Below are 24,735 nucleotides of genomic sequence, written 5' to 3' on the forward strand. Positions count from 1 at the left end.
ATCGCCGGTAGCGTGGCTGGCCGCTTTGCCAGAGCGTTCGGCAGCGGTAGAGCAGAACGCAAGCGATGGCGCGCGCGGCCACGCAGACGCCCAATGAAAAACGCGCCACCGCTGGGCGATGGCGCGTTCGTGTTCGCACGACGATGAAGCGCAGGCTCAGTCGGCCCAGCGCCCCGGGCCGGTGGACTGCGGCAGCACCTGCACCGACAGCGGGTGGTCCTTTTCCAGCAGGTTCAGCGCATCGGCCAGGATCGAGGCCGACTCGCGCAGCAGCGGATCCGGGCGCTTGTCGACCAGCTTCTCGCGCGCGGCGTCCTTGATGATGTCGCGCTCGTTGCCGGTCAGGCCGTCGTCGCTGCTGTCGTCGGCGAGCGGGTCCAGCGGCAGGCCGAGCTGCTTGCGCATTTCCTGGCGCTGCTTGCGCTGCACGTCCTGCTTCTCGCGCTCGGCGCGGCGCTCGGCCTCGTTGAGCACCACGTACTTCTTCGCCGCTTCGGTGCGGAACTGCTGCACGTCCTCTTCCCACCACTGGAATTCCTTGTCGCTGGCGATGCGGCTGGCGTGCAGCGTCTCCAGCTTCGGCAGCAGTGGCGCGAAGTTGCCGTACTGGGTGTGCGGCACCGCGGCGATGCGGGTCCACGGCAAGGCGTTGGGATAGGTGCTCTCGCCGAACTCGGTGGCATCGACGCTGGCCGGGAACGCGATGTCCGGCACCACGCCCTTGTGCTGGGTGCTGCTGCCGCTGACCCGGAAGAACTGGGCGATGGTCAGCTTGACCTGGCCGAAGCGGTCGGTCTGGTTGGCCGGCCAGCGGTCCAGGTCGACGATGTTCTGTACCGTGCCCTTGCCGAAGCTGGTCTCGCCGATGATCAGGCCGCGGCCGTAGTCCTGAATGGCGCCGGCGAAGATCTCCGACGCCGAGGCCGAACCGCGGTTGATCAGCACGGCCAGCGGGCCGTCCCAGGCCACGCCCGGGTTCTGGTCGCTGTTGACGGTGACGCGGCCGCCGGATTCGCGCACCTGCACCACCGGACCCTGCTCGATGAACAGGCCGGTCAGTTCGATCGCCTCGTCCAGCGAACCGCCGCCGTTGTTGCGCAGGTCCAGCACCACGCCGTCGAGCTTGTCGGTCTTGAAGCCGGCCAGCAGCTTGGCCACGTCGCGGGTCGCCGAGGCGTAGTCGCTGGCGTTGCGGCGGCGGCCCTCGAAGTCCTGGTAGAACGCCGGCAGCTTGATCACGCCGACGCGCCGCGCCGGTTCGCCGTCCTTCGCCGGCAGGGTGATGGTCTCGCCCTTGGCGGCCTGTTCGGCCAGGCGCACCTTCTGCCGGGTCAGCAGCAACTGGCGGTGCTTGCCGTCCACGCCGGCCTCGGCCGGGATGTACTCCAGGCGCACCTGGGTGTCCTTGTCGCCGCGGATCTTGGCCACCACGTCGTCGATGCGCCAGCCGATCACGTCCTCGACCTGGCCGGCCTTGCCCTGGCCGACGCCGACGATGCGGTCGCCTGGCTTCAGCGTGCCGTCCACCGCGGCCGGACCGCCGGGGATGACCTCGCGGATCACCACCATGTCGTCCTGCTTCTGCAGCTGCGCGCCGATGCCTTCCAGCGATAGCGACATCTGCTGGTTGAAGTTCTCGGCGGTGCGCGGGGTGAAGTAGTCGGTGTGCGGATCGACGGTGTTGGTGTAGGCGTTCATGAAGAACTGGAACACGTCCTCGCTCTTCAGTTCCTTCACCGAGTCGGCGAGGTTGGCGTAGCGCTTGTCCAGGGTCTTGCGGATGTCCTCGGACTTCTTGCCGGCCAGCTTGAGCCGCAGCCAGTCGTTCATCACCGACTTGCGCCACAGCTCGTCCAGCTCCCGGTCATCCTTGGGCCACGCCACGTCCTTGCGGTCGTACTCGAACTTCTCGCTGCCGTTGAAATCGAAGTCCTGCTTGAGCAGCTTGCGCGCGTAGCCGATGCGCTCGTCCACGCGTTGCCGGTACACGGCAAACACCTGGAACGCCGGCTCCAGCTGGCCGGAGGCGATATTGCTGCCGAGGTTGGCCTGGAACGCGGCGAACTTGTCCACGTCGGCCTGGGTGAAGAACTGCTTGCTGCCGTCCAGCGTCTCCAGGTACTTCTTGAAGACTTCCTTCGAGGTGGCTTCGTCCAGCGCGCGCGGCCGGTAGGCATAGCGGCTGTCGGAGAGCAGCCCGTACACCAGCTTGGCGGTGGTGGACTGGTCGGCGGTCGAGGCCGCCGGCAGCGCGGGCGCGTCGGTGCGGGCGAACAGCGCCAGCGGCGTGGTCAGCGCGAACGCCAGCAGAAAGACGGAAGCTTTGAATTTCATCAACGTACTCTCGGCACCAGGCCGTCAGGGGGGGCTGCAGATCGCGTGAGACAACACGACAGTGCCGCAAGTTGCAGGCCGTGTCATCTGTTCCTGAACCAGACTAGCCGGGGCTCGGTAGCGAAATGTGAATGGCGCCGGTGCAGGCGCTGCGGGCGGGCGTTGCATCCGCGACGGCGGGCGTCCTGGACGATCGCCAGGACGCTGCGGGCGGCACCGGAAGCGATGCCGCAAAGCGAACTCAGGCCGCCACGCCGGCGCCGGCCGCCTGCCGATCAGCGTGATAGGACGAGCGCACCATCGGCCCGGAGGCGACGTGGCTGAAGCCCAACGCGTTGCCGTACTCCTCCAGCGCCTTGTACTCCTCCGGCGTCCAGTAGCGCATCACCGGGTGGTGGTGCGCGGTCGGCTGCAGGTACTGGCCGATGGTGACCATGTCCACGGCGTGCGCGCGCAGGTCGCGCAGCGTGGCCTGCACCTGCTCCATGGTCTCGCCCAGGCCGAGCATGATCCCGGACTTGGTGGCGATGGCCGGGTGCTGCGCCTTGAACTTCTGCAGCAGGGTCAGCGACCACTGGTAGTCGGCACCGGGACGCACGTTCGGGTACAGGTCCGGCACGGTCTCGATGTTGTGGTTGAACACGTCCGGCGGATTGGTCGCCAGGATTTCCAGCGCGCGGTCCATGCGGCCCTTGCCGCGGAAGTCCGGGGTCAGGATCTCGATGCGGGTGGCCGGCGCGGCGGTGCGGATCGCGCCGATGCAGTCGGCGAAATGCTGGGCGCCGCCGTCGCGCAGGTCGTCGCGATCGACGCTGGTCACCACCACGTAGCGCAGGCCCATGTCGGCCACGGTCTGCGCCAGGCTGACAGGCTCGCCGGCGTCCGGCGGCTTGGGCCGGCCGTGGGCGACATCGCAGAACGAGCAGCGGCGGGTGCAGACCTCACCCAGGATCATGAAGGTGGCGGTGCCGTGGCTGAAGCACTCATGGATGTTCGGGCAGCTGGCTTCCTCGCAGACCGTGACCAGGCGGTTCTCGCGCAGCTTGGCCTTGAGGGTCTGCACCGCGTTGCCGGACGGGATCCGCACCCGGATCCACGACGGCTTGCGCAGCACCGGCGCGTCGGCGAACTGCACCGGCGAGCGGTTGATCTTGTCCCCGCCCAGTTGCTTGACGCCGGCCTGCAGCGGCGCGGGCGCGCTGTCGCCGGAAAGGACCTGCAAGGGGATGGAGCGTGCGCTGGGCTGGGTCATGGCGTCGTCGGCGGGCAGGCGGTCAGGCCGCGTGCGTGAGCGTGAGGTCGGGCAAGGCGTCGAGCGGCTGCAGGGTCAGCCCGAACTGGCGCGCCAGTTGGGCCAGCAGCACCGGTTTGACGGCCTGCATGCCGGAGGGACCGCCCAAGTCTAGCACCGAGGTCACCTGCAGGCCTTGATAGCCGCAGGGGTTGATGCGGTGGAACGGCTCCAGATCCATCGCCACGTTGAACGACAGGCCGTGGAAGGTGCAGCCGCGGCGCACGCGGATGCCGAGCGCGGCGACCTTGGCCGCGCCGACGTAGACGCCGGGCGCGCCGTCGCGGCGCTGGCCGAGGATGTTCCATTCGTCGAGCGTGTCGATGATGGCCTGCTCGATCCGGCACACGTAGTCGCGCACCCCGATCTTCAGCCGGCGCAGGTCCAGCAGCGGATACATCACCAACTGGCCGGGGCCGTGGTAGGTGACCTGGCCGCCGCGGTCCACGTGCAGCACCGGGATCTCGCCTGGCGCCAGCACGTGTTCGGGCTTACCGGCCTGGCCGAGGGTGAACACCGGCTCGTGCTCGACCACCCACAGCTCGTCGGCATCGGTTTCCGCGCGCGTATCGGTGAAGCGCTGCATCGCCCGCCACACCGGCATGTAGGGCTGGCGGCCGAGATCGCGGACCCGGCACGGCGGCAGCGCCGGCGTCGGTTCCGGCGGCAGCACGGCGGCGCCGGCTACAGCGTCCACTTCACTTCCGGGTGCTCGCGCAGCGCCAGGTGCGCAGCGTCGTACTGGCCGCGGTCGGCGGCGCGGAAGGCGATCCGCACCGACACGTACTTGCCGTTGGACGAATGCTTCCAGCTGATGCGCTCTTCCAGCACGTCCACCCCGGCCTGGGCGAGCAGGCGCGGCAGTTCGGTCTCCAGCCCGGTGTTGGCGGTGCCCATCGCGCTGAGCTCGAAGACGCCGGGGAACTGGAAGCCGTGTTCGGGATTGTCCGAGGTGATGTCCATGGCTGCATTATCGGGCCGGCGCCGGGCAAACCCAAGGCCGCGGCGCGCCGGCAAGCGGCGTGCCGCGGCGGTGGCGGTAGCCGCGTCGTGTCAGCGCGCACATGCTGTCGGCAAGCGATGCCAGTAGGACGAACCGATACGGCGACATGGCTTTCGCGCCGCGCCGCCGCGGCCTATGCTGGCCCCGGCACTTTCATGAACGCAGGCTTCACGGAACACGCGCATCCGGCCCGCTAGCGTCGCTCCACCCATGCCTTTCCGCCCCCAGGGACGCCGCCCATGCCGCCATCGCGCCTGCCTCTCGCCTTCGCCCCCCTGTTCGCCATCGCCGCGCTGCCCGCTGCCGCTGCCGACCGTTGCGCCGGCAGCGCGCTGCAGGACACGCCGCCGACGGTGAACTTCCGCGTCGACAACGACCTGTTCGGCGGCGCCGACCAGGACCAGGGCTATAGCAACGGCTTCGGCATGACCCTGGTCTCGCCGAACCTGGTCGATTACACCAACGATCCCTGCCTGCCGCGACTCGCGCGCACGCTCAACCGCTACCTGGAACGCCTGCATCCTGGCGAGTTCGAGCAGCAGAACATGGTCTTCAGCTTCGGCCAGGCCATTTTCACCCCGACCGACAAGACCCGCCGCGACCTGATCGAGGACGACCGTCCCTATGTCGGCATCCTGACGGTGATCCTCGGTTACAACGCGCGCAACCAGGACCGCCTGCGCACCACCCAACTGACCCTGGGCATGGTCGGCCCGTCGGCGCAGGGCAAGCAGATGCAGGACGCGGTACACGACGCGCTCGGCGACGAGAGGTTCCTCGGTTGGGACAACCAGTTGCACGACGAACCGGTATTCCGCCTGGTGCACGAACGCATGCGCCGCTGGCCCGGCGACGCGGCGGTCAACGCCGACGGCTGGGGCTGGGACGCGATCAGCCACTGGGGCGGCGCGCTCGGCACCCTGCAGACCCACGCCAATGCCGGCGGCGAACTGCGCTTCGGCTGGAAACTGCCGGACGACTTCGGCAGCTCGCCGCTGCGCCCGGCTGGCGAGAACACCGCCCCGCCCCGCTACGGCCTGGGCCGCGGCTGGTCGGCGCACCTGTTCCTGACCAGCGATGCGCGCTGGGTGCTGCGCGACATCACCCTGGACGGCAACACCTTCCGCGACAGCCATAGCGTAAACAAACGCCCCTTCGTCGGCCAAGCCGGCTTCGGCCTGGCGGTGATGCGCGGCAACTGGAAGTTCGCGCTGGCGCGCTACTGGAGCACCCGCGAATTCGACCTGCAGCAGCAGACGCCGGTGTTCGGCAGCTTCACGATCAGTCGGCGGCTCTGAAGAACCCGGATTGGGGATTGGGTGAGGCCTCTGCGCTCCGCGCAGGCATCAACTCATCACAGGCCCGCCCCTGCCTCCAGGACCCTCCTGCTGCCGCTGCTGTGCCTCCAGCGCCAACTGCTGCGCGCACTGTTGATTGAACGCCTGCGCCTGCTGCACCGTGTCCTGCATCGGCATGGCCTGCTGCGACACGTCCGTCGAAGTACGAAAGCCGGGCGTCGTACCAGCCACCCACATGGCATCCCCGGCCATGAATACGCGCTCGATCTTGCCCGCATCGTCGATCCCGTTCTGCTTGGCGTGCAACATCGCCTGCGCCACATGCTCATCGCCGATATGCGCCGGCACGTCCTGGCGAATGCGCGCGAACATCGCCTGATCGGCCGCCGACAGCGCCGCGATTCCCTGCGCCTGCTCGGCGGTGCGCTCGGCCGGCGCTGCCTGGCTGACAAGGTGCGGCGAACGCAGCTGCGCCCACTGGCTGGCGTAGTCCTGCATCTCCAGCGATTGCGCCTGGCGCGGATCGATCTGCACCATTTTCGGCGCATCGAAGGCACTGAAACGCTGCAGCCCTTGCACCTGGCCATCCGGCCCCATCGCCACGTTGGTGATGCGCAGTCCCTCGCGCTCGCCCTGCACCAGCAGCGCGGCCGCCACTTTTTCGCTATGCGGGCCGGAGGCGATGCCCTGACCGGCTTCCATGTAGTGCACCTCGCGCAAGCTGTGCTTGAACTCGGCGTGACCGGGATGCGCCGGGTCGCGCAGGTCGGTCGGCGGCGACCAGGCCGCCGCGGCAGCGTGCTGCGGCGCAGGTTGCGGCGCCGGCGCGTGTCCGTCATGGGCATCGCGCTCGGGTGCGGGGACGCCCGCGGCCGGCGCCTGCGGGCGGGCCCGCTCGGGCGCAATATGCTGGCGCGCCTCACGCTCGATGTCATGGATCCGCGCATCCAGGCTCGGCAGCACCGTCTCGGTCATCAGGTGGCGGTCGGTGGCTTCCTTGGCGCTGGGCGCTGCCTGGCTTGCAAACACGCCCGTCCTGGCCAGATTGCTCCCGCCCTGCAGCGTTGTCGGATTGAGCACCGTCGCCGCGCCGACCGCGGCCGTGGCGGCGGCGCTCTGCGCGGCGTAAACCCCAGGCAATTGGGCCGACGCCGCCTGGGTATAGCGCCCGGCCGCGTCCAGTGTCGCGTCGGCCGCGCTCCCCGCCGCGGCAACCGCGTCGTGCTGCACCCGCCCTGCCCGATCGGCAACCGCGCCCAACGCGCCGCCCGCCACGCGCGCGCCCTGGCGGATGCCCTGCGCCTGCTCGGCCGCTGCATGCACAGCGTGCGCCGCCTCGGTCTGGCCTCGCTGCTGTGCGCCGACGCCCGCCTGCGCCAGGCGCCCGGCCTGAGCGTGGACCTGCTCGCGCAGCCCCTGCGGCAACACCGCACTGGCCTGCCACAAGGTGGCCGCACCCAGCACGGCGGCACCACCTTCGATCCGCCCTTGCAAGCGCTCGGCACCCGCCTGCACCTCCCCCAGCGCCTGCATGCCCTGGGCGCCAAACATCCCGGCACGCTCCACCTCGTGAGCGGCCGCATCGCCCAGCGCATGGGTGGCATGCTGGCCCAACTGCGCGGCGGCCTGCGTGCCGCGATTGACCATGTCGCCGGACGCCTCCATCCCCTGCCCGGCCCGCTGTCCGGCCTGCGCCATCGCACCACCCACGCCGCGACCCAGCCGCGCGCCCTGTGCGGTCGCATACACGATGTCCAGCATCGGCCCGGAGAAATTGGACACCTCGCGCAATGACAAATGCCGCGCGCGATCGACCGGGCCGCTGCTTGGGTCATCCGGATGTTCGCGCCGCTTGGCCGCCAGCAAGGGCTGCGCCTGCCCGGCCGCCAGCGGCAACTCGCGCAGCAACTGCGCGGTATCGCCCTGCTCCAGCCGGTCCAGGAACGCATGCACCGACGGCTGCGCATAGCGCGGCACGGACGCATCCAGCTGGCTGGCCAGCAGCGCCTTGCCTTGCGGCAGGTCCTTGAGCAGGGTGCTGGTTTCCTTCAATACCCCGCCCAGTTCCTCGCGCCGGAACGCATCCAGCCGGTGGATGTTCTGCTGGATGCCGTCGTTGAGGATCTCGCCGGCGACCTGGTAGGCGACTACATTCTTTTGCGTGTCGTACAACGGCAGGCCGTTTTCCTGCGCGAAGCGTTGCGCGGTAAGCGGGTGCAGGCCGGCGGCGTTGAAGGTGGTAGCCCGCGCACCAGTGACCGCCGAGACTGCCGCAACCTCGCCACCGCCTAGCGAATGGGCGGCGAGTTCGAAGTCGAGATGATCTCGCTTCAATGAGGATCCAAGTTGCATCGCGCGATCATAATAATCGGTCCGCAATCCCACGGACTGCGGAAAGTTGTTCGCAAGGAAATCCTCACCGGTTGTGTCGCGCAGGCCATCCGGCGTCAGCACCTGACCTGAGGACCCCTTGAACGCGATGGTCGGCTTGTAGCCTGGCCCCAGCACAGCTGGATCGGGGAGATAGATTTCGGCGCGGAAGCCAGAATTATCAGGCTTTAGAGCGTAAACAATTTGTTCATCCGTCATATTCAGCTGTGGCGCGTACTCGCGCAGCTTGTCCAGATGCTCGCTGGCGCGTATCCAACCCGCATCCGGCCGCCCCTGGCCTTTGGCGGCGTCGTACACGTCGTCGGACAGCCCCGCCATCTCGCGGACGTAATAAAGCTGCTCGAGTTGCGTTGCCTGCTGCTGCGCCTGCGGATCGTTGCTCGCGCGCAGTTGGTCGAGGAGTTCACGCTGTTGTTGGTGTTTGGCAAGGCTAGGCATCTGAAATTTCCTTCTTCAGTGGTCAATCAAAGCAATGGAATGTCTTTTTCTTCGTAAGGGAAGCCAAAAGCTTTGCGCATGTCACGGTAGTTTTCAGGTAGTGGCGGGCGCTTGTAGCCATGTTGCAGTAACCATTGTTGGCATTTGCGTTGCCAGGTCGGATCATTCGGATTACCCGGATGCCAGAAAACCGCCTCAATTACAACATAATCTCCATAGTCAGCGCCATGTTGAATTAGCCAATAAGTTTGCTCAAAACCACCGCGAGAAGCATAATCGAAAATTATAGGGTCATTTCGTGTCTTTCCATTCACATCCCCCCCCCGCTCCACCAACAGCTTCACGTTCTGCCATTTGTTCTGCGTTATGAATGCCTGAAAAATAAGGGTTTCATCATTGGTATTCCTTGCATTCGGATCACCACCATGATCGAGCAACAACTTCAGATAGATCGGATCTTCTTGCTTAGCTGCCCATACCATGGCGTTTTCGCTTTTGAAATGACGCCCAACGCTACCATCCTTAAAATATTCCACTTTCTGATCCGGCTTGCGCGCATTCGGATCAGCCCCATTCTCCAGCATCGCCCGCAAGCCATCCGGGTTGTGCGTCATGATCGGCCACATCAGCAGCGGATCGCCGTCTGTGGAGAAGATCACGTCCGGGTTGACGTGCTCCTCCTTCATCAACCGCCGGATTTCCTTGGTATCCCCATGCTCGGCCGCAAGCGCCAACGCCTGCGCCTTGGGGTCGGGGAAGAACGAGGGCAGGTTGTAGGCCGACTGCTGATACGCTGGCGGCACCGACAACGCATTGCAGCCAGCGCAGGCCAGCAGCATGAACGACAGCAATAAAGCGCGCAGCAACTTGAGCACGTTCCATCCTCATGAACGGGAAAGGCGCAGGTACGGGATCACTGTACATAACACTAGCCTAGACCTTGCCCTCGGGCTGCGCCAGACCCTTGGCAGCACGCGCGCCACCGCGCCGCGGCCATCGCGTCGTGCTGTACCCGCCCTGCCCGATCGGCAACCGCGCCCAACGCGCCGCCCGCCACGCGCGCGCCCTGGCGGATGCCCTGCGCCTGCTCGGCCGCTGCATGCACAGCGTGCGCCGCCTCGGTCTGGCCTCGCTGCTGTGCGCCGACGCCCGCCTGCGCCAGGCGCCCGGCCTGAGCGTGGACCTGCTCGCGCAGCCCCTGCGGCAACACCGCACTGGCCTGCCACAAGGTGGCCGCACCCAGCACGGCGGCACCACCTTCGATCCGCCCTTGCAAGCGCTCGGCACCGGCCTGCACCTCCCCCAGCGCCTGCATGCCCTGGGCGCCAAACGTCCCGGCACGCTCCACCTCGTGAGCGGCCGCATCGCCCAGCGCATGGGTGGCATGCTGGCCCAACTGCGCGGCGGCCTGCGTGCCGCGATTGACCATGTCGCCGGACGCCTCCATCCCCTGCCCGGCCCGCTGTCCGGCCTGCGCCATCGCACCACCCACGCCGCGACCCAGCCGCGCGCCCTGTGCGGTCGCATACACGATGTCCAGCATCGGCCCGGAGAAATTGGACACCTCGCGCAACGACAAATGCCGCGCGCGATCCACAGGGCCGCTGCTTGGGTCATCCGGATGTTCGCGCCGCTTGGCCGCCAGCAAGGGCTGCGCCTGCCCGGCCGCCAGCGGCAACTCGCGCAGCAACTGCGCGGTATCGCCCTGCTCCAGCCGGTCCAGGAACGCATGCACCGACGGCTGCGCATAGCGCGGCACGGACGCATCCAGCTGGCTGGCCAGCAGCGCCTTGCCTTGCGGCAGGTCCTTGAGCAGGGTGCTGGTTTCCTTCAATACCCCGCCCAGTTCCTCGCGCCGGAACGCATCCAGCCGGTGGATGTTCTGCTGGATGCCGTCGTTGAGGATCTCGCCGGCGACCTGGTAGGCGACTACATTCTTTTGCGTGTCGTACAACGGCAGGCCGTTTTCCTGCGCGAAGCGTTGCGCGGTAAGCGGGTGCAGGCCGGCGGCGTTGAAGGTGGTAGCCCGCGCACCAGTGACCGCCGAGACTGCCGCAACCTCGCCACCGCCTAGCGAATGGGCGGCGAGTTCGAAGTCGAGATGATCTCGCTTCAATGAGGATCCAAGTTGCATCGCGCGATCATAATAATCGGTCCGCAATCCCACGGACTGCGGAAAGTTGTTCGCAAGGAAATCCTCACCGGTTGTGTCGCGCAGGCCATCCGGCGTCAGCACCTGACCTGAGGACCCCTTGAACGCGATGGTCGGCTTGTAGCCTGGCCCCAGCACAGCTGGATCGGGGAGATAGATTTCGGCGCGGAAGCCAGAATTATCAGGCTTTAGAGCGTAAACAATTTGTTCATCCGTCATATTCAGCTGTGGCGCGTACTCGCGCAGCTTGTCCAGATGCTCGCTGGCGCGTATCCAATCCGCATCCGGCCGCCCCTGGCCTTTGGCGGCGTCGTACACGTCGTCGGACAGCCCCGCCATCTCGCGGACGTAATAAAGCTGCTCGAGTTGCGTTGCCTGCTGCTGCGCCTGCGGATCGTTGCTCGCGCGCAGTTGGTCGAGGAGTTCACGCTGTTGTTGGTGTTTGGCAAGGCTAGGCATCTGAAATTTCCTTCTTCAGTGGTCAATCAAAGCAATGGAATGTCTTTTTCTTCGTAAGGAAAGCCGAAGGCTTTGCGCATGCTGCGAAAGCTCTCCGGCAATGGAGGGCGTTGGTAACCATGCTGCAACAACCATTGCTGGCATTTGCGTTGCCAGGTTGGATCATTTGGATTGCCTGGATGCCAAAAAATGCTCTCAACAATCGAAAGTTTTTTAGGCAGCGGAGGCGGACTGCCCTCTCCAGGGTCTGCACCATGCTCAAGTAGCCAATAAACTTGCTCGAAGCCCCCCCCGCGCAGCATAGTCGAAAAGTATAGGCATGCCTTGGCTTTTCGCATTTACATCCGCTCCGCGTTCCACCAATAACTTAACGTTCTGCCACTGGTTCTGCGTCAGGAATGCTTGGAGAAGAAGAGTCTCATTGTTGGCATTCCGTGTATTCGGATCGCCGCCATGGTCCAACAACAATTTCAAGTAGATCGGATCTTCCTGCTTCGCCGCCCACACCATGGCATTGGCATGATTGGTTGGTGTACTACTGGCGCCTCGCTCAGGCGGATACGGCTTGGCCACATTCGGATCGGCCCCATTCTCCAGCATCGCCCGCAAGCCATCCGGGTTGTGCGTCATGATCGGCCACATCAGCAACGGGTAGCCGTCGGTGGAGAAGATCACGTCCGGGTTGACGTGCTCTTCCTTCATCAACCGCCGGATTTCCTTGGTATCGCCATGCTCGGCCGCAAGCGCCAACGCCTGCGCCTTGGGGTCGGGGAAGAACGAGGGCAGGTTGTAGGCCGACTGCTGATACGCTGGCGGCACCGACAACGCATTGCAGCCGGCGCAGGCCAGCAGCATGAACAACAGCAATAAAGCGCGCAGCAACTTGAGCACGTTCCATCCTCATGAACGGGAAAGGCGCAGGTACGGGATCACTGTATATCGCCATAGCCTAGACCTTGCCCTCGGGCTACGACAGACCGTCGGCAGCTCGAACTGCGAAGCGGGTTTTGCTTGAGATTCGGGATTGGAGATTGGAAAACCGTCTCACATGCGCTAACGCGAATCCCCAAAAAAAAAGCCGGCGCAAGCCGGCTTTTTTAACTCACTCGGCTTCCCACCACATCCAGAAGCTGTCCCACAGGCGCTTGAAGAAGCCGGCCTCCTCGACCGCCTTCAACGCGACCAGCGGCGCTTGCGCGATCACCTTGCCGTCCAGCGAGACCTTCACCGTGCCGATCGCCTGGCCCTGCTTGATCGGCGCTTCCAGAGTCTTGGGGACGTCGATCGACGGCTTCAGTTCGTTGTAGCGGCCGCGCGGCACGCCGACCAGCAGCGGCTGCGCCACGCCCAGCAGCACTTCCTTCTCGGTGCCCTTCCACACGCGCTGCTGCGCGACCTGCTTGCCCGGCTCGTACAGGCGGTGGGTTTCGTAGAAACGGAAGCCCCAGTTCAGCAGCGCCAGGCTGTCCTCGGCGCGCTGCTTCTCGGAGCTGTCGCCCATCACCACCGCGATCAGGCGCTGGTCGCCGCGCTGCGCCGAGCTGAGCAGGCAGTAGCCGGCCTCGGAGGTGTGGCCGGTCTTGATGCCGTCCACGCTGGGATCGCGCCACAGCAGCAGGTTGCGGTTCTGCTGGGTAATGTCGCCGACCTTGAATTCCCTGATCTTGTTGTAGGCGTAGGTTTCCGGATAGTCGCGCACCATCGCCCGGCCCAGCAGTGCCAGGTCGTAGGCGGTGGTGTAGTGGCCTTCGGCGGACAGGCCGTGGGCGTTGACGAAGTGCGAGCCGGTCATGCCGAGCTTGGCCGCGTAGTTGTTCATCAGCGAGGCGAAGGCTTCCTCGCTGCCGGCGGCGTGTTCGGCCAGCGCGATCGCCGCGTCGTTGCCGGACTGGATCGCCATGCCCTTTTCCATGTCCTCCAGGCGCGCGGTCTGGTTGACCGGGAAGCCGCTGTAGCTGCCGTCGGTGCCGGCGCCGCCTTCGCGCCAGGCGCGCTCGCTGAGCATGACCTGGTCGTCGCGCTTGATCTTGCCCAGCTTCAGTTCGGCGGCGATCACGTAGGAGGTCATCACCTTGGTGATGCTGGCCGGGGCCACCCGCACATGCTCGTTCTCGCCGGCCAGCACCTGGCCGGTGGCGTAGTCCATCAACACCCAGGACTTGGAGACGGCCGGCTTGGGCGCCGGCGGGATCGCCACGGTGGCGGGCGCGGTGGCGGCGGCGGCAGGCGATGCCGGCACCGGGCCGGGGGTCTGCGCGGAAACCAGGCCCACGGCGAAGGTGGCCACGGCAGCGACGGCGAAGCGGAATTTCATCTAAAACGACTCCTGGCAGGCCCGAGGGCCGATGGTAAACGAGGCATTGTAGGGCTAGCCGGCGCCGCCCCAGCGGCGGCAGCAGCGTAGACGGGAGGCGGCGTTAAGCCATCGGCGCTGGAGCGGCACGCGCACCTGGCGAGCGCTGGCGCGCGGCGGCGCCAGCGACAGGCCTGCGGGTTCGCCGCGCGCCTTCAGTCCTTGACGATCTGCGGACGGCCGAAGCCGAGGCCGGCGATGCGGCTGGCCAGTTCGGTGGCGCGGCCATGGTCCTCGGCGGCGACCCGCAGCCGCCACAGCGTGCGCCCGCCGGACACGATGTCGCTGACGCTGGCGCCGACGATGCCGGCCGAGGCCAGCTGCGACAGCGCGCGGTTGGCGTTTTCGCGGCTGGCAAAGCTGGCCACCTGCAACAGGATGCCCAGCGGACCGCGCGCCGCGGCGTTGTCGGCGGCGGCGCGGGCCGCCGATACGACCGGCGCGGCTGGGGCGGGGGCCGCGGCCGTGACGGTCGTGGCGGTGGATGCCGGCGTGGCGGCAGTGGCGGCGGCGGTAGTGCGTCGCGCTGGCGCTGGCGCTGGCGCAGCAGCCACGGTCGCAGCGACCTTGGTTGGTTTGCCGGTGGCCACGCGCACGCCGCGCGATTTCATCCAGTCGTCGAAATGGTCGGCATTGGCCGCGGTGTCGGCATCGGCCAGCACCCGGTAGCGCCAGCGCTCGCCTTCCGGCAGGGCGGCGGCGGCCGCGGTCGCGCTGGCGGCGCTGGGTGCGGCGGTGCTGGACGTGGCGGCGCTCCGTGCCGGTACGCTGGCCGCGGCAACCACCGCGCTGGACGGCTTGGCCGGCAAGGCCTTGACCAGGTTGTCCATCTCGGTGGCGCGGCGTGCCGCGGCGGCCTGCGCGGCACTGCCCGCTCCCGCCGCGCTGGCCAGCGCGGTGCCGGTCGCGACCTGCTTGCCGGTGCGCCGCGATGCGAGCAGGTTGCCGTTGTCGGCCGGGGTCAGCCCGCGCACTTCGACCCGGCCGGTGCCCTTGCCGGTGATGCCGAGCTTGACCGCCGCCGCATAGCTCAGGTCGATGACCCGGTCGTCGTGGAACGGGCCGCGGTCGTTGATCCGCACCACGACCGATTCGCCGTTGTCCAGGTTGGTGACCAGGGCGAAGCTGGGCAGCGGCAGGGTCTTGTGCGCGGCGGTGAACGCGTACATGTCGTAGACCTCGCGATTGGAGGTCAGGCGGCCATGGAACTTGCTGCCGTAGTACGAGGCGGTGCCGCGTTCGACGTAGCTGTGCGGGTCGTCGATGATCGTGTATTCGCGGCCCAGCACCATGTACGGCGAGCGGTTGCCGACCGCTGAGCGCGGCTCGTCGGTGACCAGCGGCTCGGGGATGCAGGCCACGTTGGGCACGTAGTCCGGGGTGCGGTCGCTGACACCCGGCGCGTACAGGCCACCGGCGGTGTAGTTGCCGCGGGTGGACGGGTCTTCCTTGGCCGGTGCGTAGGGCGAGGTGGACGGGCAACCGGTGGCGACATGCGCCGGGCCGCGGCCTTCCACCCTGACCCCGGACGCGGCGGCAGCGCCGCCGGCGGTCTTCTTCGGGGCGCTGCTGCAGGCGGCCAGCGCCAGCAGCGCGACGACGGGGACGATCCGGAGCAGCGCGTTCGGGTTCATGCCGGGGGTAACTCCTTGCCGGCGATGGCCTGGGACAGTTGGTATACGGCCATCGCGTACATCTTGGAACCGTTGTAACGGGTGATCGCGTAGTAGTTCTGGAAGCCCAGCCAGTATTGCTTGCCGGCGCTGCCGTCGAGCGTGATCGGGGTGGCGCTGGCGCCGGCCGGGACCGGTGCGGACGGCTGGTAGCCGCGCGCGGCCAGGTCGGCCAGGGTGTAGCTCGGGGTCCAGTCGGTCGGATTGAGTTCCTCGGCGCCCGGACGCAGCGTGGCCGGCACCGCCACCACGCCGTCGCGCACCCAGCCGCCCTTCTTGACGAAGTAGTTGGCGATCGAGGAGAACATGTCGTCGTAGTCGGTGAACAGGTTGCGCTTGCCGTCGCCATCGCCGTCCACCGCGAACTGGCGGTAGCTGGACGGCATGAACTGGCCCAGGCCCATCGCGCCGGCATAGCTGCCGACCAGGGTGGCCACGTCCAGGTTCTCTTCGCGGCCGAGCGCGAACAACTGGCCGAGTTCGTCGCGGAAGAACAGCTCGCGGCGCACCTCGCGCTCGAGCTTGGCCGGGTCGCCGCTGCGCGGATAGCGGAACGCCAGCGTGTACAGCGCATCGAGCACGCGGTAGTTGCCGACGTTCTTGCCGTAGCTGGTTTCCACGCCGATGATCGCGACGATGATCTCGGCCGGCACGCCGGTGCGCGCCTGCACCCGCATCAGTTCTTCGCGGTGCGTGGCCAGGAACGCGCGGCCGCCATCGATGCGCGCCTGGCTGATGAACATCGGCCGGTATTCGTTCCACGGCTTGACCCGTTCGGCCGGGCGCGACATCGCCGCCACGATCGCATCCTTGAACTGCGCCTGCGCCAGCGTCGCCTCGATCTGCGCCGGATCCAGGCCGTACTTGGCCGCGGTGTCGCGGACGAAGTTGGCGCGGGCGATCTCGAACGGCACCGGGGTCAGATCGAGCGGCGGCGCGGGCACCGCTTCGGGCGCCGCCTCCGCCGGCGGCGCCGTGCGCGGCACGGCCTGCGGCAGCGCATTGGCCTGCGGCGGCGATGGCGGAGTCCTGGGCTGGGTCGCGCATGCGACCAGGCCCAGCGTGATCAAGCAAATCAGCGCGCGTCGAATCATGCCGGCAGGTTAACAGAGTCCAGATGAATTTCCACCAATAACGCCATGAAACAAAAGAACTTTGCTCCAAGTCAAGCGGACTGGCGTATTCATCCGGCCGGGGCCGCGGCCAGCCGCCAGGCGATGCGGCCGGCGCCGGCAGCGCCCCTCGCGGTGCGCGCAAACCCCGGCGGCGAGCACCGAGTTGCCCAGGCCGAACCGCGCGTCGCCGGCGATGCGTAGCGAAGCAGCGCATCGCCAGCGCAACCCACAACGCCCGATCACAGGCCAGCGTGTGCAGGGCGAGATCGGCCAGGATGGCCGGCTGCAGGCACGCATCCCGGGTCAGCAGTGGCGATCGGCGCCCGGTGCGTGACCGATTCCGGCACTCCGGCAGCGTGGCCGGAGTCGGCATTGCCGGCTGCATGCGGCGCGCGCATCGCCGCCAGCCCCACGCAACGCTACAGCGCGGGAAACACCGGCTTGCTGTCGCAGGCCGGCACCGCGCCGGACACCGAGGTCGCATAGGTGCTGACGGTGCTGTCGGCGCTCGGCTGCAGGTTGGAGCGGTCCAGGCCGATGCGCGCATTGCTGGCTTTCAGCGCGGTGAAGTCGACCGACACGTTGGCCAGCACCAGATCCAGCAGCGCCGAGGCGTTGTAGCCCTGCACCGAACTGCCCTTGCCCTTCGGCGAGCCCTGCGCCTTCAGGCCGTTGACCACGATGTTGGCGAAGCTCGGCACGGTGCCGCTGCTGCCGCCGCCGTACAGCGGGTTGATCACCAATGCATTGGCCACGCCGAACAGGCAGGTGTTGCGATAGGTGACGTCGCTGACCGCGCCGCCCTTGGCCAGCCCGGTCTTGATGCGCAGGCCATTGTTGTCGGTGCTGGGCCTGCCGTCGGCGTCGCTGCCGAGCACGCTGTTGCCGTCGATCAGCACGTTGTCCACGCCGTACATCACCTCGCTGCCGATGGAGATGCCGTGGGTGCCGTAGAAGCGCGAGTCGCGCACGCTGATGTTGGCCGATCTGGAGGCGATGGTCTTGATCGCCACGCCGTCGTCGCCGCTCATCACGTCGTTGTCGTAGAGCGTGGCGTTGCTGACGCTGTCCAGGTCCAGGCCGTCGGTATTCGGGCTGCTGGCCGGCGCCTTGACCCGCACGCCCCAGATGGTGAGGCCGTCGGCGATGTGCACGAACAGGTGGAAGTACGGCGCGTTGACCAGATTGACGCGATAGATGCTCACGTCGCTGGCGTTCTGCACCTTGATCAGGTCGGGGCTGTTCTGGGTCAGGCCGCTCGCCTTGGCCGTTTCCCCGAACTGCCACCAGCTGTCGCTGCCGCCAAGCATCGGCAGGTCGCCGCGGCCGTCGATGCTGCCCTGGTGGCCAGCGCCGTCGCGCAGGCCCATCACGCCCGGCGATTTGCCTTTCAGATTGAGCAGCGCGCGGCAACCGCCGCTGGAGCCGGCGGCCTTGCCGCAGGCATTGGCGCCGGCGACCTGATAGTCGGACGGCTTGCGCGAGGCGAACAGGGTCACCCCGGCATCGATCACCAGGGTCACGTTGCCGCCGATGTTCAACGGCCCGCTGAGGAAGGCGTCGCCAGCGCCGGCACGCAGCAGCACCGCCGAACGCCCGCCCTTGGCGGCGCAGCTGCCCAGCGCGGCCTGGATGCGCGCGGTGTCCGGCGCGTTCCGCTCATCGGCATCGCTGAAGGTGCGCGCGTCCGCCTGCAGCGTGGCGTCCAGGGTGTCGCACAGGCTCGGCATCGCGGGTTCGGCGACCACCCGCGTATCGCCGGTCGCGGCGGATGCGTCGAGCGTGACCAGGGCCAGGAGCAGCAGGCAACCGAACGCGGGCGATGTCATTGCTGAAGAGCTCCAGACGAGGTGCGCAGCGGCGAGGGTGGTACTGCGTCCACGTGAGGATGCCTGGCATCGATTGCAGCCACGGGACGGCGTGCATCTTCTGCAAGCTGCTGCCAACGGTTGTCTACGATCGTCGCCAAGCCGGCCGGATGCTGGTCGAAATGGTGGCCGCCATGCAGCACAACGATCTGCGCGCCGCTGCCGCGCAACTGCGGACACACCGTGTCCTTTTCCTGGTCGCCGTACACGCACAGCAGCTGCGACGGCGCGATGCGTGCGATCTCCGGCAACACCGGCTTGGCGTCGCCGGCATCGCCCAGGTCCAGCCAGTTGCGCACGCGGATCTGGAAATCGGCCTTGCGGTCCACGCCGAACAAGGCCAGCAGGGCGACCTGCGCGCGTTGCGCCGGCGGCAACCGGTTGTACATGAACGGCATCGCGGTGGCGCCGAAGGAATAGCCGACCAACAGGATGCGTTGCGGGTGCCATTGCTGCTGGTAGTGCGCGATGACCCACGCCAGGTCGGCGCTGGCCTGCGCCGGCGGCTTGTCGTGCCAGAAGTAGCGCAGGCTGTCCCAGCCGACCACCGCGATGCCGCGCTGCTGCAAGGCCTCGGCCATGCCTTTGTCGATGTCGCGCCAGCCGCCGTCGCCGGACAGCACGATCGCCAGCGGCGCGCCCGGCGCGCGCACCGGCAATTCGGTCAGCGGCAGGTCGTCGAGCGCACCGCCGCTGCCCGACGTGTGCAGGTGCATGGCCACGCGTGCGGCCACGGCCGCTTGCGGCGTGCCCGCGGCCGGTGCCGTCGCGATATCGACGAAACCCTGCGCGGCGCTGGCTGGCGCAGTGCCGGCGCAGACCTCGGTCGGCGCCGGCGCCACGCCGATCGCGCCGCCCAGGGTCGCCGCCGGCGCGGCGCCGACGATGCGTTCGACCAGGGTCGCGCTGGTGCCGGTCCCGGCCAGCATCGGCAGGAAGTAGCGGTCGCCGTGCAGGTCGCGCTGCAGGTGCCGGCTCAGCTGCTCGGCATCGTGCCAGGCATGCCCGCAACCGGCGCCGGCGCGCTGCAGCCGCGCCAGATAGCGATCGCCATCGACTGTAGCCACCACCGCGCCGGTCGCGGCGATGCGCGCTGCCGCCGCCTGGCGCTGCGCCCGGTTGCCGCTGGCGAACAGGATCACCATGCCCTGCGCCGGGCCGGCCGGCTGGGTCAGCGCGACCCGACCGTAGCCGTGGCTGTGCATCGCACCCACGGGAAAGTAGTAGCGGATCAACGCATAGCCGCTCAGGCCCAGCGCAACGCTCAGCAGCAACAGGAATTTCATGAATTTCATCGACACACATCCATGTCGGCACAGCCGAGCGGACAGGAACCACGGGGAAGACGCGAGGAGGGCGGACGGACGCAGAAAGGACGACACCGGGCAGGCCGGATCGACGATGCGCTGCGTTGGCTCCCCTCGATGGACGCGGGCTGGCTGGGCGGCATCGATGCCGCGCATGGCTCACCCGGAACAGGTCCTGCACTCGTGGCCGGTCGCTGCCATCAGCGCCGTCACAGGGCATCGGCGCGCATTGTGGCGAGCACCGACACATCCCGCAATCGTTGCGCAGCTCGCCGCATACTTCCGGTTAAGCCGGCGCGGCGCCGGCCATGGCGGCGCTCAGTAGCCGTGCACCGGGCGGTGCGCCTTGACCGCCATTACCAGGCCCAGGCCGGCCAGCAACGACACCGCGGAGGTGCCGCCGTAGCTCATCAGCGGCATCGGCACGCCGACCACCGGCAGCAGCCCGGAGATCATGCCGCCGTTGACCAGCACGTAGACGAAGAACGCCAGGCCGGTAGCGCCGGCGAGCAGGCGCGAGAACGTGTCGCGCGCCTGCGCGGCGATCCACATGCAGCGCGCGATCACCACCAGATACAGCGTGAGCACCGTGGCCACGCCGATCCAGCCGAACTCCTCGCTGAGCACCGAGAACGCGAAGTCGGTGGTCTGTTCGGGGATGAAGTTCAGATGCGACTGCGAACCCAGGCCCCAGCCCTTGCCGTGCAGGCCGCCGGAGCCGATCGCGATCTTGGACTGGATGATGTTCCAGCCGGCGCCGAGCGCATCGTTCTCCGGATTGAGGAACATCATGATCCGGTCCTTCTGGTACGGACGCAGCAACCACAGCCAGGCCACCGGCGCGGCCGCGGCGACGCCGCCCACCGCGATGCCGACCCACCACCACGGCAATCCGGCCAGCAGCAGCACGAAGCCGCCGCTGGCGGCGATCAGCACGCCGGTGCCGAAGTCCGGCTGCAACATGATCAATGCGGTCGGCAGGCCGATGATCACCGCACTGACCAGCACCGTGGGCAGACGCGGCGGCAGCGGCATGCGGTGCAGGTACCAGGCCACCATCATCGGCATGCTGATCTTCAGCAACTCGGCCGGCTGCAGGTAGAACACCTTCAGGTCCAGCCACTGCCGGCCGTACTTGCCGGTGCCCAGCGCGAACACCGCCAGCAGCGGCAGCATCGACAGCGCGTAGATCAGCGGCGTCCAGGCACGCAGGCGCAGCGCCGAGACCCGCGACAGGCCCCACATCGCCGCCGCGCCGATCGCGAAGCGGATGGCCTGGGCCAGCATCAGATGGTTGCCGCCGGCCTGGCCGCCGGCGCTCTTGAGCACGGCCAGGCCGATCACCATCAGCCCCCCCAGGGCCAGGCACATCGGCCAGTCCAGGGTGCGGGCGAAACGGCCGCCGAGATCGGCCAGCCAACGCAGGAAATCCTTCATCGCTCGTCCGGGATCTCGTCGGGGATCGGCGGCGGCGCGTCGGCGGCGCCGCGCGAGCCCGGATCCTCGGCATAGTAAAGCCGGCTGCCGAACGCGGTGGCGCCGCGCAGGCTGTCCAGCGGCTCGATGCCGGCGGGCAGGCGCCCGAGCAGCCAGGCATCGAAGATCTTACGCGCGATCGGCGCGGCGGTACTGGCGCCGTAGCCGCCGCCCTCCACCGCCACCGCCAGCGCGATGGTCGGCTCCGCGGCCGGGGCGAAGCCCTCGAACAGCGAGCGGTGGCGCAGGTGCATCGGCAGGCTGCGCGGATCCACCGCGGCCAGGCCCTTGCGGCTGACCACCTGCGCGGTGCCGGTCTTGCCGGCCATCTGGTACGGCGCGCCGACCGCGATCGCATGCCCGCTGCCGCCGGGACGCATGGTGTCCATCATGCCCTCGCGCACCGCCTGCAGGTTGCCGGGATTGTCGCTGATCGGCTTGCCCGGGCCGAGCGCCACCGGCGCCCACGGCTGGTCGAACGCGCCGCGCTGGGCCATCACCAGGTGCGGGGTGCGCAGTTGGCCATCGGCGATGCCGGCCACCGCGCGCACCAGCTGCAGCGGCGTCACTTTCCAGTCGCCCTGGCCGATGGCGATGTTGACCGTGTCGCCGGGATACCACGCTTCCTTGCGGCTTTTCGCCTTGTAGGCCGGCGACGGCACGATGCCGCCGATCTCGCCCATCAGGTCGATGCCGGTGGGCGCGCCGAAGCCGTAGCGGTTCATGTACTGATCGACCTTGCCGATGCCCATGTCGACGGCCAGCTTGTAGTAATAGGTGTTGACCGACTGCGCGATCGACTTGCGCAGGTCGGTCCAGCCGTGCCCGCCGCGGTGCGAGTCGCCCCAGCCGCGACTGACCCCGGGCAGGTAGAACATGCCGGTGGACAGGATCTTGTCCTCCGGGCGGCGGGTGCCGCTGTCCAGTCCGGCCAGGCCCATGAACGGCTTGATGGTCGAGCCCGGCGCCACCCCGCCCAGCACCAGCCGGTTGAACTGCGGCCGCGACGGATCGCTGTTGAGCGCCTGGAAATCGGCGTGCGAGATGCCGTTGACGAACAGGTTGGGATCGTAGGATGGCAGGCTGACCATGGCCAGGATCTCGCCGGTGCGCGGATCGATCGCGATGGCCGCGCCCTGGTAGTCGCCAAACGCGGCGACCATCGCGCGCTGCAGGTCGGCGTCGATGGACAGGCGCAGGTCGGCGCCGGACTGCGCCGGGACCCGGCCGACGGTACGGATCGCGCGGCCCTGCACGTTGGTCTCGACCTGCTCGTAGCCGACCTTGCCGCGCAGTTCCTCTTCGTAATAGCGCTCCAGCCCGGACTTGCCGATGTGGGTCAGCGCGGCGTTGCCTTCGCCGAGCATCTCCAGATCCTTCTCGTCGATGCGGCCGACGTAGCCGATGATGTGCGCGAACAGCTCGCCGTAGGGATAGTGGCGGGTCAGGTAAGGCTCGAGTTCCACGCCGGGGAAGCGCCAGCGGTCCACCGCGAAGCGCGCGCGCTCCTCCTCGCTGACCCGCAGCTTCAGGGTCACCGGGCGGAAACTGCGGCTGGCCTTGCGCGCGGCCTGGAAGCGTTCGATGTCCTCGGCCGACAGCGCGATGACCTTGCCCAGCTCGGCCAGCAGCGCGTCCATGTCCTCGACCTTGTCCGGGGTCACGTCGAGCCGGAACGCGGGCACGTTCTCGGCCAGCAGGCGGCCGTTGCGGTCGTAGATCATGCCGCGCCCCGGCACCACCGGCCGCGGCTTGATCCGGTTGGCGTCCGAGCGCGTGGCGTAGATGTCGTGGTCCAGCACCTGCAGCTTGAAGTACCAGGCGCCCAGGCCGACCAGCGCCACCAGCACGCCAAGGAACCCCAGCGCCGCGCGGCGCCGGAACTGCTCGGCCTCGGCGTGCGGGTTCTTCTGCGTGCGGCGGGGGTTCAGGGCCACGCTACTTCTTGCTCCGCCGACCCAGCCGCAACGCGTCCAGCAGCACGAACAGCGGCGGCCACAGCGCCATGCCCAGCAGCGGCGCCCACCAGTAGTTCCACGGCAGCGTGGGCTCGCCCACCGCCAGGTGCACGGCCGCGGCGACGATGCGGTCGTTGACCAGCAGCCCGCCGATCGCCAGCGCCTGCTGCGACATCGGGAAGAAGCGGATGCGCGCGCGGAAGCGCTGCAGGATGAAGCTCAGGATCACCAGCCGCAGCGCCTGCTCGCCGAGCACCCCGCCGTACAGCAGATCGGCGACCACACCGATGGCGAAAGCGAAGCCCAGCCCGACCGTGTCCGGGGTCTCGATCACCCAGTACGCCACCACCAGCGCCAGCCAGTACGGCCGCAGCGGCTGCAGCAACAGCGGCAACGGCAGCAGGCCCAGCAGCAGCGCCAGGAGCACGCTGACCGGGAGGACCCAGCCTTTGCTGCGGGGGCGGCTCATTGTTGCGGCTCCTTGGGAGCCGGCGGGACTCGGGACTCGGGACTCGGGACTCGGAAGGCCGGTGCAGTCGGGACTCGGGACTGGGGACTCGGGACTCGATCAGAAGCCGGGACATGGCCGGATACCGGGCCAGCGGCCGGCGCAGACGCGCCAGCAGGCGCAGAACCGCGCCCTTGCGCCGCCGCATGCACCGCATGCGCCGCATCGCCGTTGCCGTTGCCATTGCTGTCGCCGTGTCCGAGTCCCGAGTCCCCAGTCCCGAGTCCCGGCTGCCGCCCGAGTCCCGAGTCCCGAGTCCCGAGTCCCGGCTTCAACAACAACACGTCCCGCCCCCGGTCCAGCTTCGCCGCCGGCTTCAGATTGCCGACCAGGAAGGCATGGGTGTCGTCCGGGCGCAGCGTCGCCACGGTGCCGACCGGGAAGCCGGCCGGGAAGCGCCCGCCCAGGCCGGAGGTGACGATCTCGTCGCCGACCTCGACCCCGGCGCTGAGCGGCACGTCGCGCAGCTCCAGGGTGTCGCCGCGGCCGTAGACGATCAGGCGCACGCCGTTGCGCGCCACCGTCACCGGCACCGCATGGTCCGGGTCGGTCAGCAGCAGCACGGTGGAATGCAGCGGTGTCACCTCGATCACCTGGCCCATCAGCCCGCCGGCGTCGATCACCGCCTGGCCGACGTGCACGCCGTCGCGGCCGCCGGCATCCAGCACCAGGCGCTGCCGGGTCGGGTCCAGATCGATGTCCAGGATCGGCGCCAGTTGCACGTCCAGGCCGCGGCGTTCGGCCACCCCCAGCAGCTCGCGCAGCTGCGCATTGTCCAGCGCCGCGGTCTGCAGCCGGGTCAGCCGCGCCTTGGCGATCAGCAGCTCGTTGCGCAGCGCACGGTTTTCCCTGACCAGCTGCGCATGGCTGGCGGCGCTCTCCTGCACCTGCGAGCCGAGCCGGCCTGGCAGCCCGGCCAAGGCCCACAGCGGCTGCACCAGCAGGTTGGTCTGGCTGCGCACCTGCTTCAGCCAGCCGGCCTGCGCGTCGAGCACGATCAGCACCACCGCCAGGGCCAGGTACGCCAGCAGGCGCGGCGTGCTGGCGGCTTCGCCCGGGCGGGCAGTGACGGGAGGACCGGCGTAGGGAGGCACGGGCTAGAGCCGGGAAA

18 protein-coding genes and 1 pseudogene are annotated in these 24,735 nt (G+C 68.2%); 2 read left to right on the forward strand and 17 right to left on the reverse strand.

The genetic code is table 11. From position 1 onward, the window contains the following. Positions 1-156: 156 nt before the first annotated feature. The 4 genes from KHF85_RS16105 to KHF85_RS16120 all read right to left on the reverse strand — a co-directional run bounded on the left by KHF85_RS16105 (position 157) and on the right by KHF85_RS16120 (position 4,588). Positions 157-2,334 carry a carboxy terminal-processing peptidase gene (locus KHF85_RS16105; RefSeq protein ID WP_284567432.1) on the reverse strand — a complete coding sequence of 726 codons (2,178 nt, stop codon included), beginning with the start codon at positions 2,332-2,334 and terminating at the stop codon, positions 157-159. A 241-nt stretch (positions 2,335-2,575) separates the two neighbouring features. Beyond that, positions 2,576-3,586, reverse strand: coding sequence for a lipoyl synthase (gene lipA, locus KHF85_RS16110; protein ID WP_284567433.1), 1,011 nt, complete (start codon positions 3,584-3,586; stop codon positions 2,576-2,578). Between the two features lie 22 nt (positions 3,587-3,608). Further along, a complete protein-coding gene (gene lipB / locus KHF85_RS16115) occupies positions 3,609-4,229 on the reverse strand; it encodes a lipoyl(octanoyl) transferase LipB (protein WP_284569579.1) in 621 nt (206 codons plus the stop codon). Positions 4,230-4,309: 80 nt separating this feature from the next. Then, positions 4,310-4,588: a DUF493 family protein gene (locus KHF85_RS16120; RefSeq protein ID WP_003477767.1), complete on the reverse strand. Its 279-nt coding sequence runs from the start codon at positions 4,586-4,588 to the stop codon at positions 4,310-4,312. A 279-nt stretch (positions 4,589-4,867) separates the two neighbouring features. Between KHF85_RS16120 and KHF85_RS16125 the strand changes: the two genes are divergently transcribed. Beyond that, positions 4,868-5,926, forward strand: a complete 1,059-nt coding sequence (locus KHF85_RS16125) for a lipid A deacylase LpxR family protein (protein WP_284567434.1) — start codon at positions 4,868-4,870, stop codon at positions 5,924-5,926. 48 nt (positions 5,927-5,974) lie between these two features. Here KHF85_RS16125 and KHF85_RS16130 read toward each other — a convergent pair whose 3' ends face one another. Then, complete coding sequence (locus tag KHF85_RS16130; protein WP_284567435.1) at positions 5,975-8,260, reverse strand: hypothetical protein; 2,286 nt, start codon at positions 8,258-8,260, stop codon at positions 5,975-5,977. Positions 8,261-8,500: 240 nt separating this feature from the next. Between KHF85_RS16130 and KHF85_RS16135 the strand changes: the two genes are divergently transcribed. Then, entirely contained in the window at positions 8,501-8,812 is a 312-nt protein-coding gene (locus KHF85_RS16135; RefSeq protein ID WP_284567436.1) for a hypothetical protein, read from the forward strand. On the opposite strand, the gene KHF85_RS16140 is transcribed toward KHF85_RS16135, so the two are convergent. From KHF85_RS16140 to mreC, 12 genes and pseudogenes are all read right to left on the reverse strand, one after another. Further along, on the reverse strand, positions 8,782-9,630 hold the full coding sequence (locus KHF85_RS16140; protein ID WP_284567437.1) for an ankyrin repeat domain-containing protein: 849 nt from the start codon (positions 9,628-9,630) through the stop codon (positions 8,782-8,784). The genes KHF85_RS16135 and KHF85_RS16140 overlap by 31 nt on opposite strands. 53 nt (positions 9,631-9,683) lie before the next feature. Beyond that, positions 9,684-11,366, reverse strand: coding sequence for a hypothetical protein (locus KHF85_RS16145; protein ID WP_284567438.1), 1,683 nt, complete (start codon positions 11,364-11,366; stop codon positions 9,684-9,686). Positions 11,367-11,392: 26 nt separating this feature from the next. Then, a pseudogene (locus tag KHF85_RS16150) lies at positions 11,393-12,257 on the reverse strand (ankyrin repeat domain-containing protein). A 211-nt stretch (positions 12,258-12,468) separates the two neighbouring features. Beyond that, complete coding sequence (locus tag KHF85_RS16155; RefSeq protein WP_053838424.1) at positions 12,469-13,680, reverse strand: D-alanyl-D-alanine carboxypeptidase family protein; 1,212 nt, start codon at positions 13,678-13,680, stop codon at positions 12,469-12,471. 194 nt (positions 13,681-13,874) lie between these two features. After that, positions 13,875-15,353, reverse strand: a complete 1,479-nt coding sequence (locus tag KHF85_RS16160) for a septal ring lytic transglycosylase RlpA family protein (RefSeq protein WP_284567439.1) — start codon at positions 15,351-15,353, stop codon at positions 13,875-13,877. Next, positions 15,350-16,486, reverse strand: a complete 1,137-nt coding sequence (mltB, locus tag KHF85_RS16165) for a lytic murein transglycosylase B (RefSeq protein WP_284567440.1) — start codon at positions 16,484-16,486, stop codon at positions 15,350-15,352. Before mltB ends, KHF85_RS16160 begins: the two co-directional genes overlap by 4 nt. 440 nt (positions 16,487-16,926) lie before the next feature. Then, the gene (locus KHF85_RS16170; RefSeq protein ID WP_284567441.1) at positions 16,927-18,336 is read right to left on the reverse strand and encodes a glycoside hydrolase family 28 protein; all 1,410 of its coding nucleotides are present in this window, start codon (positions 18,334-18,336) and stop codon (positions 16,927-16,929) included. Continuing rightward, positions 18,333-19,670 carry a virulence factor family protein gene (locus tag KHF85_RS16175; protein ID WP_284567442.1) on the reverse strand — a complete coding sequence of 446 codons (1,338 nt, stop codon included), beginning with the start codon at positions 19,668-19,670 and terminating at the stop codon, positions 18,333-18,335. Before KHF85_RS16175 ends, KHF85_RS16170 begins: the two co-directional genes overlap by 4 nt. Before the next feature lie 330 nt (positions 19,671-20,000). After that, a complete protein-coding gene (rodA, locus tag KHF85_RS16180; protein WP_284567443.1) occupies positions 20,001-21,119 on the reverse strand; it encodes a rod shape-determining protein RodA in 1,119 nt (372 codons plus the stop codon). Next, positions 21,116-23,089, reverse strand: a complete 1,974-nt coding sequence (gene mrdA, locus KHF85_RS16185; RefSeq protein WP_409976715.1) for a penicillin-binding protein 2 — start codon at positions 23,087-23,089, stop codon at positions 21,116-21,118. Before mrdA ends, rodA begins: the two co-directional genes overlap by 4 nt. A 7-nt stretch (positions 23,090-23,096) precedes the next feature. Then, a complete protein-coding gene (gene mreD, locus KHF85_RS16190) occupies positions 23,097-23,585 on the reverse strand; it encodes a rod shape-determining protein MreD (protein WP_003465834.1) in 489 nt (162 codons plus the stop codon). Next, positions 23,582-24,718, reverse strand: coding sequence for a rod shape-determining protein MreC (gene mreC, locus KHF85_RS16195; protein ID WP_284567444.1), 1,137 nt, complete (start codon positions 24,716-24,718; stop codon positions 23,582-23,584). Before mreC ends, mreD begins: the two co-directional genes overlap by 4 nt. Positions 24,719-24,735: the final 17 nt, after the last annotated feature.

Origin of the sequence: Xanthomonas graminis pv. graminis (genome assembly GCF_030168915.1) — a bacterium.
Taxonomy (GTDB): domain Bacteria; phylum Pseudomonadota; class Gammaproteobacteria; order Xanthomonadales; family Xanthomonadaceae; genus Xanthomonas_A; species Xanthomonas_A translucens.

What these genes read in the sequence shown, in the direction of transcription:
- KHF85_RS16105 (WP_284567432.1), bottom strand. Translation starts at nt 2,334, where the DNA reads ATGAAATTCAAAGCTTCCGTCTTTCTGCTGGCGTTCGCGCTGACCACG.
- lipA (WP_284567433.1), bottom strand. Translation starts at nt 3,586, where the DNA reads ATGACCCAGCCCAGCGCACGCTCCATCCCCTTGCAGGTCCTTTCCGGC.
- lipB (WP_284569579.1), bottom strand. Translation starts at nt 4,229, where the DNA reads ATGCCGGTGTGGCGGGCGATGCAGCGCTTCACCGATACGCGCGCGGAA.
- KHF85_RS16120 (WP_003477767.1), bottom strand. Translation starts at nt 4,588, where the DNA reads ATGGACATCACCTCGGACAATCCCGAACACGGCTTCCAGTTCCCCGGC.
- KHF85_RS16125 (WP_284567434.1), top strand. Translation starts at nt 4,868, where the DNA reads ATGCCGCCATCGCGCCTGCCTCTCGCCTTCGCCCCCCTGTTCGCCATC.
- KHF85_RS16145 (WP_284567438.1), bottom strand. Translation starts at nt 11,366, where the DNA reads ATGCCTAGCCTTGCCAAACACCAACAACAGCGTGAACTCCTCGACCAA.
- KHF85_RS16155 (WP_053838424.1), bottom strand. Translation starts at nt 13,680, where the DNA reads ATGAAATTCCGCTTCGCCGTCGCTGCCGTGGCCACCTTCGCCGTGGGC.
- KHF85_RS16160 (WP_284567439.1), bottom strand. Translation starts at nt 15,353, where the DNA reads ATGAACCCGAACGCGCTGCTCCGGATCGTCCCCGTCGTCGCGCTGCTG.
- mltB (WP_284567440.1), bottom strand. Translation starts at nt 16,486, where the DNA reads ATGATTCGACGCGCGCTGATTTGCTTGATCACGCTGGGCCTGGTCGCA.
- KHF85_RS16170 (WP_284567441.1), bottom strand. Translation starts at nt 18,336, where the DNA reads ATGACATCGCCCGCGTTCGGTTGCCTGCTGCTCCTGGCCCTGGTCACG.
- KHF85_RS16175 (WP_284567442.1), bottom strand. Translation starts at nt 19,670, where the DNA reads ATGAAATTCATGAAATTCCTGTTGCTGCTGAGCGTTGCGCTGGGCCTG.
- rodA (WP_284567443.1), bottom strand. Translation starts at nt 21,119, where the DNA reads ATGAAGGATTTCCTGCGTTGGCTGGCCGATCTCGGCGGCCGTTTCGCC.
- mreD (WP_003465834.1), bottom strand. Translation starts at nt 23,585, where the DNA reads ATGAGCCGCCCCCGCAGCAAAGGCTGGGTCCTCCCGGTCAGCGTGCTC.